This is a genomic window from [Flexibacter] sp. ATCC 35208 (assembly GCF_001975825.1).
Lineage (GTDB): Bacteria > Bacteroidota > Bacteroidia > Chitinophagales > Chitinophagaceae > Chitinophaga.
The window spans coordinates 1-16,497 of sequence record NZ_MTKN01000082.1 but is presented as its reverse complement, the minus strand read 5'-3'; the positions used below and the strand labels follow the sequence as shown (position 1 = coordinate 16,497).

9 protein-coding genes are annotated in these 16,497 nt (G+C 42.5%); 4 read left to right on the top strand and 5 right to left on the bottom strand.

Translation table 11 applies throughout. From position 1 onward, the window contains the following. Positions 1–338: 338 nt before the first annotated feature. From BW716_RS31010 to BW716_RS31000, 3 genes are read right to left on the bottom strand one after another with little or no spacing between them, the layout of a single operon-like run. Positions 339–2,477 carry a TIM-barrel domain-containing protein gene (locus BW716_RS31010; RefSeq protein ID WP_083729936.1) on the bottom strand — a complete coding sequence of 713 codons (2,139 nt, stop codon included), beginning with the start codon at positions 2,475–2,477 and terminating at the stop codon, positions 339–341. A 22-nt stretch (positions 2,478–2,499) separates the two neighbouring features. Further along, a complete protein-coding gene (locus BW716_RS31005; protein ID WP_083729935.1) occupies positions 2,500–4,230 on the bottom strand; it encodes a RagB/SusD family nutrient uptake outer membrane protein in 1,731 nt (576 codons plus the stop codon). Between the two features lie 11 nt (positions 4,231–4,241). Continuing rightward, positions 4,242–7,217, bottom strand: coding sequence for a SusC/RagA family TonB-linked outer membrane protein (locus BW716_RS31000; protein WP_083729934.1), 2,976 nt, complete (start codon positions 7,215–7,217; stop codon positions 4,242–4,244). A gap of 214 nt (positions 7,218–7,431) precedes the next feature. Between BW716_RS31000 and BW716_RS30995 the strand changes: the two genes are divergently transcribed. Further along, positions 7,432–9,030 carry a DUF6377 domain-containing protein gene (locus tag BW716_RS30995; protein WP_083729933.1) on the top strand — a complete coding sequence of 533 codons (1,599 nt, stop codon included), beginning with the start codon at positions 7,432–7,434 and terminating at the stop codon, positions 9,028–9,030. A 186-nt stretch (positions 9,031–9,216) separates the two neighbouring features. Then, a complete protein-coding gene (locus BW716_RS30990) occupies positions 9,217–11,013 on the top strand; it encodes a 3'-5' exonuclease (protein WP_220388873.1) in 1,797 nt (598 codons plus the stop codon). 134 nt (positions 11,014–11,147) lie between these two features. Here BW716_RS30990 and BW716_RS30985 read toward each other — a convergent pair whose 3' ends face one another. After that, a complete protein-coding gene (locus BW716_RS30985) occupies positions 11,148–11,918 on the bottom strand; it encodes a hypothetical protein (protein ID WP_083729932.1) in 771 nt (256 codons plus the stop codon). Positions 11,919–12,001: 83 nt separating this feature from the next. Then, the gene (locus tag BW716_RS30980; RefSeq protein ID WP_083729931.1) at positions 12,002–13,336 is read right to left on the bottom strand and encodes a hypothetical protein; all 1,335 of its coding nucleotides are present in this window, start codon (positions 13,334–13,336) and stop codon (positions 12,002–12,004) included. Between the two features lie 277 nt (positions 13,337–13,613). On the opposite strand from BW716_RS30980, the gene BW716_RS30975 reads away from it, so the two are divergent. Together BW716_RS30975 and BW716_RS30970 are read left to right on the top strand one after the other, a co-directional pair. Beyond that, positions 13,614–14,453 (top strand): SGNH/GDSL hydrolase family protein, encoded by an 840-nt coding sequence (locus BW716_RS30975; protein ID WP_083729930.1) that lies wholly within the window; start codon positions 13,614–13,616, stop codon positions 14,451–14,453. A gap of 547 nt (positions 14,454–15,000) precedes the next feature. Continuing rightward, the coding region (locus BW716_RS30970) for a condensation domain-containing protein (RefSeq protein WP_143709136.1) at positions 15,001–16,497 on the top strand (1,497 nt) is incomplete at its 3' end.

Below are 16,497 nucleotides of genomic sequence, written 5' to 3'. Positions count from 1 at the left end.
TCGCATTTGTATTTTCTCAGTATGTCAGATTCCAGTAATTGTATGCTGGCCCCTCCTTTGTCACTCGGCTGAAAGAACTGGCAAAACCTTGCCCGGTTTAGGTTTACGGCATTCAGTATTGCATCGGCAAAAAATTTGTTAGTATAAAAGGTAGGATTGAAAAAGCCCAGGTTGATAAAGTAAAAGACAATATTTTCCGAGGCATCCAGCTGATTTACACGGGGCATAACGGTCGCCATCGCGAGGTCTCCACGACTGTAATTTTCGAAAAATTTCGCGAGTGAAAAGGCACCGACAAGCGTCGATGCCTTTTGATGTGGACCTGATTCAAACCATAATCAATTCGTTTTTATCTCCCCGCCTTTGAGTGTAATCACTCCCTGATAGCGCTCCCCATTTTTTATGACGATTGCATTTATATGATGGATCTCTTTGTCTATATCATACTTCCCATTCCTTGAAGCCAGACTAATTTTAGTCACTCCCTTTTCCTCTTTCGCCTGAAAAGTTAACTGGCAATATTCTCCCTTCTTAAAACCCCAGCCTTCACCAGCATCCCAGTACAATTCTCCCTTCGCCTTGCCTGCACCATCCAGAGAAATAAACAATGTCAGTTCCTCTAATGAATTATCATTTGTATGCTGTATTGCTTTCCCTACAGGAAGAATACGACCGCTTTTGAGCATTAATCTTGCCTGATGTGCATCCTGACTATCTCCGTCAATCAATTGCAACTGTTCCCAGTTACCTTTTGGCAATGCAGGGTTCTGTGCAAATGAAGGGATGACCAGCAGATCTTCTCCTAACAGGAATGCCTGTTCTTCTGCTCTCAACCTTGCATCTGCCGGATCGTCAAAGAAGACAGGCTGCATAATGGGTGATCCTGTCTGATGTGCCTTGTAAAACAACGTATAGAGATAAGGTAATAACCGATACCTGCGTTCCAGTGCAATGCGGGATGTCTTTTCGATATCCGGGCCAAACGCCCATGGTTCTTTGTTATTCGTTCCTTCACAGGCATGGCCTCTTGCAAATGGCAACAGCGCACCAAATCCAATCCAGTCTGCCCATAATTCTTTAGAAGTATTTTCCAGGAAACCTCCGATATCCGGTCCGCTGAAAGGCTGTCCTGATAAACCCAATGTAATGGACATAGGAACTGATACTTTCATAAACCGTGCATCTGCCAGGTTATCACCCGTCCAGGTGGCAGCATAGCGTTGTCCACCCAGTAAATTTGCACGTGTGAGTATGAAAGGACGCTTATCCGGGTTGGCTGCCATCACACCTTCGCGGGTAGCCTGTACCATCAGTCTGCCATAAGCATTGTGATATAACAGGTGTGGGCCTGCGGGTAATGTACCACCCCCACGATGTGGCGTATTGTATGGCATGGTACCCAGGTTTCCATCCATCACAGCGGGTTCGTTCATATCATTCCAGATACCATCTATACCATTGGCCATGAAGTTGCGGTACAACCCGGACCACCACTGCCGTGTACGGGGAATCGTGAAATCAGGGAAGGCACAATCACCTGGCCATACTTTGCCATGATATTCTTTTCCGGTGCTATCTTTCACCCATACATCCTGCGCTGTACCAGACTGGTATACGGAATAAGCAGGATCAGCTTTCACACCGGGATCTATCATAAAGATGGAATGAAAGTTCTTTGCATGCAGATCGGCATTGAGCTGTTTCGGATCCGGGAAATTCTTTTTATTAAAGGTGAAAATCCTGAAGCCTTCCATATAATCAATATCCATCCAGATCGCATCACAAGGAATTTTTTTGAGCCGGAAGGTATCGGCAATCTCTCTTACCCGTTGTTCCGTGAGGTAAGAGAACCTGCATTGCTGATAGCCCAATGCCCATCTTGGCGGCATTTCCATGGTGCCTGTTAATTCTGCCAATCCTTTCACTACTTCCTGCGGAGAGGAGCGATCGATCACAAATACCCGGAAGCGTGTACCGCCTTCTGTAATAAAAGATACCTTGTCTGAGTGGGTGGTCATTGTAGATTTCCACTGACTTTCAAAGAGCACGCCGAATGCAGAACCGTCTTTTCTTACACCAATTACCCATGGGTGTGCCTGGTATAGTCGCTTGCCACTATCCGTACCATATGCACCATTGTCGGTATTCCAGAGTTTGATTGTCTGACCGTTTCTCAGCAGCGGTCCTGTTACTTCTCCACCACCATATAAACTGATTTCTTCATCCAGCTTAACACTTGCACCTGTTCCATTAAATTCAGGTACTACTTTCCAGTTAGCAGGCACCTTACCTTTTATCGCCGGCTCACGTTGCAGTATTAATGAAGGTGTTTTCGATGGATCAAAGCCTTCCGGAATAAATTCAGCAATAGAATTGCCCACCAGACCTGACTGCCGGATAGGGATCTTTTGCGCATTCACCGCACCCCAGCACATGACACCCAGGAAGAACAGGAAACATTTTGAAACTTGAATCATCTATTGTATTGTTTATTAATAATCATTCATAACCGGGATTCTGCACGAGTTGTGGGTTGGCTCCCATGATATCTTTTCCGATAGGGAAGATGGCTGTATGATTGTCGGCATCAGGTTGTTTGTCCCACCAGGTGCCGGTGTTAAATACGCCCCAGCGAACCAGGTCTGTACGACGACGGTTCTCTCCCAGGAATTCACGACCCCATTCATCCAGCATCTCCTGATCGGTTAGCTGACTACCATCGGTTTTATACAGACTTGTAGAACCTTCAGGATAGTTACGTTTGCGAACGGCATTCAGTAACACGGCAGCACTAGCCTTATCTCCAGCCCTGTATTTGCATTCAGCAAGTGAATAATAGATTTCTGACAAACGTACTTCTGCATAGGCGGATGTAATACGGTTGGCATCAGGAGTAGGATACATCGGATATTTCAACATAAATATGCCTGAATTATGATCCGCATGATTCATGTTGGATTCTTTGTCAGCAATGACTGTACCTGGTTTTGCATCGAGGAACCAACCTACCTGGTCGCGGATAAATAAGGGGTAAGATCCTTTGTTACCACGAACCGTATCTGGCACTGTTGCACCATTCACAGAACGTTCGAAAGGCAGGTAACCGAAGAGGAACATACCTTCACGGGTGCTGTTGCCCAGGTTCTTGTACAATTTAAGCCGATAATCGTCAGGGTAGTGTTGGAATTTTACAAATGGTTTTCCCAGTGCAAATGGATATTCCACACTGTCTACATCTCTGCCAGGTTGTAATGCAAATCTTGGATTTGACTGACCAAAATCAGTAAACTTACAATACAAAGGAGCTGCATCGTATGTGAGACTCCAAAAGTACATACCGCCATCGTATTGCCAGTGGGTACGTGATAGTGTACAGGGGAAACCGTAAATAGTTTCTGAATTGACCGTGCTGTTTGTATAATCAAACGGCGCATCCCAACGGGTATCCAGTGCATAGGCACCATATTTACCATCAATGATATCCTGTGCTACGGTGGCGCAATCAGTATACCTATCTGTGTTGATATATGCCTGTGCATTCAGGTAGAGGCGTACCAGCAATGCTGCTGCTCCTGCCTGTGTCCAGCGGCCAATACCGTTGCTGCCTAAGTCTGCTCTTTTAGGCAGATCAGGGATGGCAGCTTTTAATTCGGACTCGATGTAAGCGAAGGTTTCGGCTGGTGTGGATTGTTTATTGCCGGTAGTGGTATGTTTTACATCGGTGATGATTTCAATGTTGCGATAGAAATCAAATGCACGCAGGTAAAACCAGGCTCTCAGTGTTCTGAGTTCTGCTTTAAAATCTGCAAGTTCGGTAGCAGTAATATTGAGTTTAGCAGGGTCAGTAATACTTTCCATATCCTGCAGGGAGTTGGTGGCCAATACGATACCCTGGTAAAAAGCAGTCCAGGCGCCACTTGTAAAGCCATCCTGCGTAGTCCATGTATGGTAGTGCATGCGTTGGTAGTAGTTACCATCCTGCCAGTCACCCTGACGGTTGTATGTTCCTATTTCGTCGGTAGCGTTCTCGCCGGCGGCATAGATATCATTTCCCTGAATGCTCCAATACGCATGTTCAAATGGACGAAGAAAATCTCTGATCACATCATCTCTTCTTGTGAGGAACTGGTCAGCATCTACCTTGTCGTATACTGTTTCATCCAGTTTTGTACAGCTGCCAAAGATCAGCAATGTGGCCAGTGCAGCTTTCACTATATAGTTATTTTTCATGGTTGTCTTTTTTAGAAGGTTACCTGTAAGCCGCCCAGGAACTGGATTGTAGCCGGATAAAAATTTAAATTACCTTGTACCCCTGGTGTTAAACCGTTCACGGGATACAGGTCAGGGTCTCCGCCTTTGAAGCTGGTGAAAGTATGCAGGTTGCTGGCAGCAGCATACACCCTGAAGGCTTGCATGAATTTGGATTTGACAGCATGGCTGTATCCCAGTGTCACATTATCAATCTTAACAAATGAACCTGATTCGAGGAAGTAATCGGAGGCCAGTGATAATGTAGATGAACTGGTCAGCTTCGCATATTTACTACCCGGATCGTAGGCAGAGCGCAATGTATTGGCATCTGTTTGTGTAGCAGGCGTACCGAGGTAGAATGCCTGCATATTGAAGATCTTATAGCCAAAATTGCCACGGAAGAAGATGTTCAGGTCCCAGTTTTTATAGGTGAATACATTACCCAGTGAACCGGTAAACTTAGGCAGACCATTGCCTACAAATTGTTTGTCATCTGCATTGGCATTGTTGGCGGTGACGATAGTACCATCTTTTTTATACACCAGCAGTGCCCCATTTTCATCTACACCTGCTGATCTTAACATATAGAATTCACCGATGCGGTGGCCTTCCTGTACACGCTGAATTGTACCTGGGCTACCAGGAGCTGGTAATCCTGCCAGATCGAGGTAAGGAGAGCCCTGATACACCTTGTTGGAGAAAGAAACGAACTTGTTATTATTAAGGGCGGTGGTGAAGGAGATATTATAATTGAAGTCACTTTTCCGGATGACCTGTGCATTCAATTGTACTTCCAGACCGGAGTTCTTCATAGTACCCACATTGGTGAATGTTTGTGACTGAGAGTTCGGTGGCAGTGGTACGTTATAATATCCTAACAGATCTTTGTTGGTACGTACATAGTAGTTGAGTGAACCGGATAAGCGGCTATTGAAGATATCGAAGTCGATGCCTGCGTTAAAGTTGATCGCTTTTTCCCAACTCAGGTCGGGGTTCACATTCTGTGAAGGGCCGTATACCTGGTAGGTAACACCATTGAAGGTGAAGTATCCATAACCACTATACAATAGCAGGGAAAGGTAGTTACCGAAATCCTGGTTGCCAGTGATACCGTAGTCAGCTCTCAGTTTCAGGTCGTTGAGCCAACTGATCTTATTTTTCATGAAGTTCTCGTCAGAGATACGCCATGCAAGGGATACGGCAGGGAAATTTCCCCATTTATTGTCAGTACCGAACTTGGATGAGCCTTCGTGACGAATGCTGGCAGTGAGGATGTATTTATTATCAAAGTCATAGTTGATCCTGCCAAAGAATGCTGCAAGGCGCGAATCATTTTGAGTAGAGGATACAGCGCCCTGGCCATTGCCTTTGTCGCCACCATTCCAGGTACCGGAACCCAGGTTGTTCCACTCAAAAGTATCGAATGGGAAATCGTAGTTGTTGGCACTGAATTGCTGGTAATTGAAATAGCTATAGGAATAGCCACCCAGTAATTTGAAATGGTGTTGGTGATAGTTGAGGCCATAATTGATGGTCCATTCAATATTCTGCTGATCGTTGTCCACCTGCTCCTGTGAGGCATAGTTTGTTTTAGTCGTTTGCCCTGTATGCACGATGGTGGTCATGGTAGACGGACGGAAATAAAGGTTCTTGTAAGAGGATTTAATATTGGAGATGGTCGCTGTAGAATACAGGTTCTTCAGGATGTTCACTCTTACAGAACCGCTCATATCCAGTTCTCTTATCTCAGCCTGACTTTTGATCAACCGGGCATTTTCAACAGGGTTGTTGGAGAAGAAACCGGTGTTGAGATAATGATAGCCGGTACTGTCGTACACGGGTTGAGTTGGATTGAGCGTTATAGCATTATTAAAATTGGATTGATCGGCATTGCTGGTTTTCATATACCGGGGCGCCACATTGAGCGCCACTGTATAGACATTACTCTTTGAGGTATGGTTCACATTCAGACGTGCGCCATATTCCTTTTTAGAGGCACGAAGGTCAATACCGGTGGCATTCCGGTAGTCGGCAGAGGCAAAGTAGTTATCATTTGCGGTACCGCCGGAGATCTGCAGGGTATGCTTCTGGCCGTAGGTAGGATTGCGGGTTACGGCTTTCATCCAGTCAGTATTGGCGCCGTAGTCGATACCCATGGTTGGGGTGGCATTGACGCGATATTGCCGGAACTCGCTGGCAGTGAGCACGCGGGGAGCCATGGTGATTTTGTCCAGGCTCACGTAGCCATTGTACACCAGTTTTGAATCGCCTGTTCCCTTTTTGGTGGTGATGATGATCACGCCGTTGCTACCGCGGGTACCATAGATGGCAGATGCGGCACCGCCTTTAAGCACGTCGATAGATTCGATATCATTCTGATTAATGTTATCGATATTACCGCCGGGCACTCCATTGATGACATACAGTGGCCCCTGACCTGCGCTTCGGGAAGAAACGCCCCGTAGCTGGATGTTGGGAGAGGAGTTTGGATCGGCGGTGGCAGTGTTGGTGATGGTCAATCCCGCTACTTTTCCCTGTAGGGACATGAGCGGGTTATTGCCTGCGACGGCTTTTAGTTCGTTCGCGCTCACGTGGGTGATGGCACTTGACACTTCCTTTCTGTTCAAAGTACCGTAGCCGACGCTGACCACTTCGACACCTTTTAGTTCCTTGACATTTTGGACCAGTTTTACCAGTAGGGTGTTTTGGGTGGAGAGCCGGACAGTTTGCGTGAGGTAGTCAATGGAAGAAAAAGTGAGGGCCTGGTCAGCTGTACTAATGCTTAATACAAATGAACCGTTGGCGTCGGTGGTGGTGCCTGCCTTGGATCCTACCACCCGGATCGTTACGCCTGGCAACGGATCGTTGGTAGTAGAATCAATGACTTTGCCGGTGATTGTCCTGTTTTGAGCAAAGGATGTGTATCCAAGCAGAATAAAGAGTAGACAAAAATAATTTTTTAGCATAACGGAGTGCTTAATAGTAGAACGTGGATAAATTTTTTAACATCGCTGCAGCGGATCAAAATAAATCACTAATTAAGCGACTTGTATTGCCGGGGGAGATGGTGGGTGAAAAATCTAATTGCTTATTATTGATAATCAGTGTGTTGATAGCATTTTGGGGGCAAAAAATCTAAGGGGTTTCAGGACAAAAAATGTACTTTTAGGGTACTTACATATGAATAGAATAACATTTATAGCCGTTTTTGTACTGGCATTTTTTCAGGGGTATGCACAGCATATTGATGCAGATAGTTTGGTGGAGGTGCTTAAATCAGAGTTGAAAAAAGAGAACAATTTTGACCTGACGAGGATCAATAGGATAGGAGATTTGCGGTCTTCATTGCTTCGTGCGGACAGCAATGATTTTACGCTGCAATATGATCTTTGTTCAAATATATATGAGGAATATTCTTCTTTTAAATTTGATTCTGCATATGTGTATGTAAAGAAGATGGTGAGCCTGGCAGAGCAGTTTCATCAAAAGGATCTGTTGATTGAGAGTGAGATCAGGTTGGGGTATACTTTATATTTTTCCGGATTTTATAAGGAAGCGTTTGATGTAATTAGAAAAATTGATACGAGCAGGTTTACACAGGCGCAATGGAGTGATTATCTGACAATGCGGGCGAGGTTGAATCAAAGTATTGCGGATTATGACAATGATCCATTTTTTTCGAAGGGATATTATGAGCAGTCGGATCTGGATTTTAGAATGGCGCGGGTGATTACGCCGGTGAATAGTTTTGAAAAGAAGATTGACCTGGCTTTTTTGCCGGATTCATTGAGGCATAAAAGTCTGACCCCGGACTATTTTTTCAATCTGATCATGGAGCAGCGGTTGTCACCTCATGGTATTGCAATGGTGGCTACGCGGATAGCGGCTGCTTATAAGGGGAAGGATAAAGTACTTTTTTTGGCGTTGGCGGCGATTGGGGATGTACGGTCTTCAACGAAGGAGACGTTGGCTATATTCCTGTTGGCGCAGGAGTTGTATCATATGAACCATACAAATGACGCTTATATATTTATGCAGGCAGCGGCGCGCAATGCCAATTTTTATGGGGCGAAAAACCGGGCAGTGCAGATAGAGTCATTGTTGCCGCTGGTGGCGGGGAAAGTGATAGATGAGAAACAGCATCAGCGGGATAAGTTGTTGATTGGCTTTTTGACATTTTTGATAGTGGCGGTGGTGTTGTTTTTCCTGTTATTTATTTACAGGAAGCAGCTATTGCAGATAAGGGCCAGCGAGCTGATGATCAAGGAGAAGAATGCGCAGTTGGAGCATGTGAATGAACAGTTGTGGGAGTCGTCGAAGATAAAGGAGGAATTGATCGGGTTATTTTTTAAGACCTGTTCATCTTATATAGAAACGTTGGAGAAGATAAAGCAGCATACATTGCATAGTATAAAGCTGAAGAAGTATAATGATGTGAACGATCTGATGAAGGGGATTCATATTAATGAAGAGAAGGCGAGTTTGTATAATATGCTGGATAGTGTTTTTTTGACCATGTTCCCGAATTTTATAGCATCCTTTAATGCATTGTTGAAAACAGAGGACCAGATCTGGCCGAAGTCGGGTGAAACGCTGAATGCGACGTTGCGCATATTTGCATTGATGCGGTTGGGGATTATTGAGCATGAGGCGATTGCGAAGATCCTGGATTATAGTGTGAGTACGGTGTATACTTATAAAACCCGGATCAGGTCGCGGGCGTTGGTACCTGCGACTGATTTTGAGCAAAAGATTATGGAGATTAAGTTTATTAAATAACCTTGTTGGGTAGCAGACACATTTGCATTGTCGAAAAATGGTTGAATAATGAACAGCTTCTTATAAAAAAGCTATTTCATTAAAAATTACCTTTAATTCTCAAATAAATAAATTTTTGGCTTTACCTGTGTGGATATTTATCATATCAATTTTTTTATTTCAGTGTTTAGCGGGAAATTCGCGATTATGGAACAAGGGAATGGCTATTCTTCAATAAAGCTGACTAAAGAGCAGACTGCTATTATTCAATCAAGGGGCAGTGTCCGGATCAATGCCATTGCGGGATCCGGCAAGACTACGACTATAGTAGAGTATGCCGCGTCGAGGCCCGGCAACCCTTCCATATTATATCTTGCGTTTAATAAATCAGTCAGGTTGGAGGCGACACGTAAGTTTGAAGCAAAGGGGCTTTCAAATGTACGGGTAGAGACTGCGCATTCATTGGCGTATAAGCAAATTGTATTTGCACATAAATATAAGGTAAGAGGGCAGGGGTATAAGAATGGAGAGATTGTGGATATGTTGCGATTGAAGGGGAATGGAGAAAAGCACAATGAATATGTGATAGCGACGCATATCAATAAATTCCTTTCTTACTATTGTAACAGCAGTACGGTAAAGATCGTGGAGCTCAACTACCTGGAAACGCTGACAGATAAGGAAGCGGTAGCGTTTGTGACAAAGTTTTATACCACCATAGAAAATGGAACGCGGGCGATTTTAAATAAAATGAATACGGGGGAAATAGAGATCACCCATGATTTCTATTTGAAAAAGTTCCAGTTGGTAAATCCGATCTTATATTACGACTATATACTTTTTGATGAAGCACAGGATGCTTCCGGGGTAATGCTGGATGTGATCCTGAAGCAGGAGGCGACGAAAGTGATAGTAGGTGATGTGCACCAGCAAATTTACGGATGGCGGCATGCGGTGAACTCATTGGAGAAGGCTCATTACGATTTACTACGGTTATCGACGAGTTTCCGGTATGTGCAGGATGTGGCTAATCTGGCATCTGAGATCCTCTTTTGGAAGAATCACATGGCTGAAACGCAAAAGGTCTCCATTTTTGGCAGGCCAAAGCCTGTGAAGCTGGGGAACCTGAAGGCAACGATCGCGAGAACGAATCTTGGATTGTTGCTGAACGCGATAGATTTTATTACGGATAACCCTAAGGTGAAGCATATTTATTTCGAGGGGAATATCAATTCATATACCTATGCAGATGATGGTACATCATTGTATGATGTATTGAACCTGCAGAATGGGAATTTAGACAGGGTGAATGATAAGGTGGTGAAGTCAATGCGGAACCTGGACGAGCTGGAAGAGTATATAGAAAAAACGGAGGATGTGCAGCTGGCGACGATGGTGGAGATTGTGAAGGAGTATGGGAATGAGATCTTTGCAATCATGAAGAAGTTGAAAGCTTTGCATGTAGGGGATGAGGATCGTCATAAGGCAGAGATGATCTTTTCAACAGTGCACAGGGCGAAAGGGATGGAGTATGATACGGTGTACCTGGTGAATGATTTTATTGCAGAGGAGAAGCTAAAGGAATTGAATAAGAAGGAAGAGGCAGATGTGGATCGGTTGATGGAGGAGGTGAACCTCTTATATGTAGCGGTTACAAGGACCAAGGGGCAGTTGAATATTCCTGAGACGCTCGTGCCTGCGGGGTTTCCAGCCTCGCCTTATATCAATGTATTGAAGGTGAAGGCAGAAGGGAATCCTTATAATAATGTCAAAACTTCTTCACTGAGAAGAATTAATAAGCATACGTCTACGCCCGAAAAGGGTATTATTAAGAAGAGAGCAGCGTTGAAAGAGGCGGCGAAGCCATGGTCGGCAGGGCAGGATGAGGAGTTGAAGATCATGTTTGAGAAGGGGATGCCGGTGAGCAGGCTGACGGTGTATTTTGACAGGACGAAGGGAGCGATATTGGAGCGGTTGAAGCAATTGGGATATTATTTGGATTAATCAATGGTGGATACGGTATCCGGAGTATTTCATGGGAATGGGAGTAAGGTGAGGAATAGGGATAGTGGGGTATTGTTTGAAGCGGAATAAATAAGTGTATTTTTTGAGGCATCGCATTTGTGATGCCTTAATTTTTACTTTGCTAATACAGGCTTACCTCCATTTTCGGGATAATAAATTTTCAGTGATTCACTCGCTTTTGGGCCAAGCCATATATAGTTTTGTTCATTGTACTCGCGGGTAGCTGTTTCATCCATCACCACCGTATCCATGTCAATTGTAAGCACAGAAAATGGATCATAGGTACCGATATCGACAGGTCCGAGACTATCTATAGTTGTCCTGCCATATAATTCCACCCATCCTTCACGACCCAACAGTGTTAAATGACCATCATGATTGATATCCTGCAATTTTATTGGGGTTTCAAATGCGTTGTCAAAAACCATTTTAAAGTGAGCTCCTTTACCATAGATAACATTGAAATCTTCTCTTCCTGCTCCATAGATATATCCAAATAGCAATATTGCGAACTGGTTGTTGTCTTTGTAAACAAAGACAAGGGGAGAATTGACGGCATTCTGGTTTTTTTTCAGGAACGATGCGTCTATGGTGTCCCAGGCGCCATCAGTTTCAAAAGTTTTTATGTCTCCACCATTTAAGGCGATTTCGATTTGTTGAAATGTGCCGGGATCCAGGGGAGGGCCAGACATTGTGATGGTATCCATTTTACCATCATTATTCAGGTCGGTAGTGATGACGGCATGGAATTTTTTGGTAGGTTGTAATTCAGTGATAGCATTTTCAAACGGGTGGGAGCTATCATAGCGTATTCCTTTCTGCTGAGGAGCTGATTGACATCCGGCAATGATGATCAGGGATAAAAGGAGATAATATGGTTTCATAGCGTGGCAAATATACATTTATAGGCTTATTTTTAATTGAAGGTCTTTGGGGGCATCAAAAACGGTCTAATTGAATAGTGGTTCTAATTTGCATAAACTAATCTTTTTTTCATTGCAGCCATAAGCTTATTATCTTCCTTATGTGTTACTTCTATCCTGGCAACAAGCAAAGGTGTCGCTTCCCTAATAAATTTAGCAACAAGATTTTTCCATTTATCATTGCTTATCAATTTTCCGATTTCTTTAATGATTAGTAATTGAAGGTATAAACCAATTTCTGTTGCCTGGAGCAGCATATTCTTAGCGCTATATTGATAATATGTCTCATCCACACTACGGTAATATTCAGATGTTGTAAAATTAGAGTATGCGAAGTCACTTAGATATGTATCGAGGAATTTATGGATTATTTTATCTTCCGGATAGGGGGATAATTTAACGAGATCGATTAGTGCTACAGGTTTATTGTTGGGCGTTTTAAATAAAGGGAGTACTTGTTTCGGATTTTTATTAAGGTACGCCATTGTAAGATAGTTCCGATATATAGCGTACAATAATACCATAGCGTCTTCAGGGGTTCCTTTGTTTATCAGGGCGGAAAATGCATTGAAGCTTTTACAACACTTAGTAAAGGAGAAGAATTGGTAATCGTACAGATATTGATCGGTAGTGGGGAGTTTGGTAATTGCTTTAATACTTCCAAACATATCAACGGTTTGCTTATACAGTGCAATAAAAATGTTGATGTATTCTTTGAAAGAATAGAAAAGGCTACCTGTAGTTATTTGAATGCGAAGCTCATGCTCTCCGCCTGATTTTAACTGATCCAGTGAAGAATGAACCCGGATAACATTAGGATTATTTTCATCATAGATCTTTTTGAATGATTTTAAGGCTGACTGGAATTTTTGATTCGCTTGTTTATATTTTCCTTCCTGTATAAAGTAATGAGCGGCTAATTCATCTAATTCGGGACTTGCATTCGTTACTTGCTGTGCTTTTTCAAGATTAGCTCTTCCTTTATCAAATTGATGTAATTCAAATTGAGTCGATGATAAATGAATGAATAACTCCGGAAGAGGATTTTCCGGACAGGCTTTAATGCCGTTAATAAATGCCTGTTGGGCTAGTCTGAATTTGTTTTTTGCCTTTAGTATTATTCCTATTGTATGATAGTAATAGGATACGAGAGATGGGGCCGTCTTTGAATGGATGAATTTGTTCCCTTTTTTCCAACACAATTGTGCTTTTTGATAGTTTCCTAAATGATAGTGGGTATTAGCCAGTTGAGTGTATGCCTGGGCTAAAGAGTCGATATCATTGTTTTCTTTTAAAGTTTTTATAGCCTGTTTGGTCGTGGCAATTGTTGCTTTAAAGTCATCATGAGCAATATCAGGTAATTGGAATCTGGATGTCAATTTGGTGAATATTAAGGATGTTACGAATGAAATTCGGTGGTGGAAATGAAGGTATCATTTTTCAGATGAAAAAATTTATTCTTTAGTAAAGTTAGGAGTCATAATAGTTTGGGTCTTAGCAGATTTTTGTTCGTGAGATGATTTTCAGGAAATTATTAAAATTTCCGGGTATGCTTACATTGGAATCATACATAAAATTAGTGGAGCAGGTAATATTCATGTCAAAAAGTTTGCAACCATAAATATATATGCTACGTATATATGTCAAAAGAATGATATGAAAGGGTGCAAACTATTTTCCCTAATACTCCTTTTTTCACTGGTGCTGAGTTCCTTTAGGCCGCAAAAAGAAATTACCTGGACAGCGATTGGCGATTCTTTTACGTATTTAAATGACCACCTGGAGGAAAGTCAGAATCGGGTTGAAAAAGGATGGATAACAAGAACAACAGAACTGGTGTCAGGCCTGACCTATATCAACAAAGGGCAAAATTATCTGACAAGCGTTGAAATTGCCTATAAAATTGATGATTTGGATCTGAAGCCATCAGATGTTTATACGATATTCCTGGGTACTAATGACTGGTGGTTGGGTGTAAAAACTGGTACATTGGACGATTATACTAACAACACCGGGATTGCTACTTTAAATGGGGCTTTCAGGGTGATTATTGACAAATTACGTAGCCTTAACCCCAAAGCACATATTATACTGATGACACCTATGCAGCGTGGCGATTTTGTTTACATTCTCAATCATAATTTCAGTAGCTGGGGATCATATAAAGATCAGGAGGGACAGAGTCTGGAATCTTTTGTTAATGCGGTGAAAGCAATTGGTAAGAAAGAAAACCTGGAGGTAGTGGATCTTTATAGTGAACCCAGGTTGGGGATAGCACAGGCTGTGAAGTTTAAATATCTCAGGGATCCTTTAACGCGCGAGTACAAAGAGTATACTTATCCTGATTATATTAAAATACCATTTACTGTGGGAGATGTATATCCTTATCCTAAGGAAGCGATAGATGTTACTTATGATGGGATACATCCTTCAGATAAGGGAGGGGCGATTATTGCGGAGATACTGGCAAAGGTGATAGGTAATATTCAGTTTTAAGCAGTAGCTATAATAATAGCATGTCACAATANNTATTGTGACATGCTATTATTTCAGATGAAAATCCTTACAAAGAATTACTAAAAGTCATTGAGAATTATATTCCGTTAATGCTGAAATATTCCATACAGAATATATGCTGGTGAAACTTTAGCAGCGATTGATTAATCAGAAAAATAACCCTAAATTCATTGTTTTAAATTGCTATTGTGTCATCTTTTTAAAATCATTTTATTAGTTTCCGTAAAAATTATTTGCACAACATTTTTGTACCTGTTATGGAGTAACCAGAAACAAATAATCATGTAAACCCGATCCTGATACTGAATTAAAATTGCCGTGTCAGGGATAATTAATATGATACACCATGCCCAAAACATGCATCCATTAACACTATTGCTTTGCCTGCATACGGTCTTTGGCCGCGGCTTTTATGTATGGTTGTGATTTGCAATTAATAAATAAAGGAGTATCCCCAAAGTTTTGGCTAACACTGTCAGCGACCACATGAATAATTTTATAAAGGCATAATTTTAATACCAGTTTAATGAACCCGATAAGAAATATTTCGACCTTACAGGAATCTATTTGGTTAACACAACATATTTATCCTCAATCAACCTTGTTTAATGTAGGAGGATATGCCTTTATTGACGGCGCTCTTCAGCTTCCACATCTGATTAAAGCTATTAACCTTGTACTGGAAGGGGCGGACGTAATTGAAAGAGGCTATGCTATCTTTAATGACATTCCTTTTAATGAGAACCAGGAGTTTGTGCCCTGTGACATGGATATTATTGATTTCTTCCATCATAAGCAAGCTGAAGCTGAATGTCGGCGATGGATGGAGCAGGATATGCAACAGCCTTTTGACGTAACTAAAAACCTGCTGAAAATAAGGTTTATAATTACAGGTGAGTCATCTTGTTGCTGGTATACAAAAGTGCACCATGTATTGTTCGATGGTTATGCTATGGCATTGTTCTTCAATAAAGTCGCTGAACTCTATACCAGTTATGTAAAGGAAGTGGATGCACCGGCATTACCAGGTTATGCGTACGCAGATTTTATTGCAGATGAAATAGAATACAAGAGCACGGAACAATATGGTGCAGATAAGCAATGGTGGTTGCAGCGCCTGGATGGAGTTGCCACAGGTAGCGCTTTCCAGTCTATCGTTCACGCTGGTGGTAAAACATCCATGCGATCGCACCGGGTAGAACGACGCATCAGCCGGCAATTGTTTAATGCCATTACAGCTTTTTGTGAGCATCATCACCTTACTGCTTTTCATTATTTCGTTGCCACACTGTTTGCCTTACACAAGCGGTACAATAACGCAGATGAGCTGTTGCTTGGCATTCCTATATTTAACCGTAATAAAAAGCAATTCAGGGAAACCCTGGGTGCATTTGTAAACGTATTCCCTTTTACTACTCCTATATATAGCGGGATGACTTTTACAGCGTTGTTAAAACAGGTAGGTGGTGAGTTGAAAGACTGTTATCGCCATCAGCGTTTTCCGCTGTATGACCTTTTAAAGGCTCGTGATCAGCCGGGAAATATTTATAATGTTGCCTTCTCCTATCAACGGACCAGTTATGATACCTCGCTGGGTAATACCTCCGTTTTTATCAATTACCTGCCTGCGCCAGAGCAACAGGAAGATCTGTTTTTTCACCTGCTGGAATACACTGCCGGTGCGGATCTTACCTTTGCCGTAGACTATGCAGCAGAATTGTTCCCTTCGCATGTAATTGAAAACCTCATTGACCATTTTGAGCATTTATTACAGGCTGCCCTCGATACGCCTTTGGCCGCCATACAGGACCTGCCTTATTTAAGTGTAGAAGAAGAAGTACAACTGCTGGAAACCTTTAATATTTCCTCTCCGGGATATCCTTCCGGAGAAACGATTATTTCACAGTTTGAGGCCCGTGTGCAAGCAACTCCTGACAGTATCGCCCTCGTTTTTGAGGACTGTACGCTCAGCTATGCTGTGTTGAATGCCCATGCTAACCAACTGGCGCATTATTTACAGGCA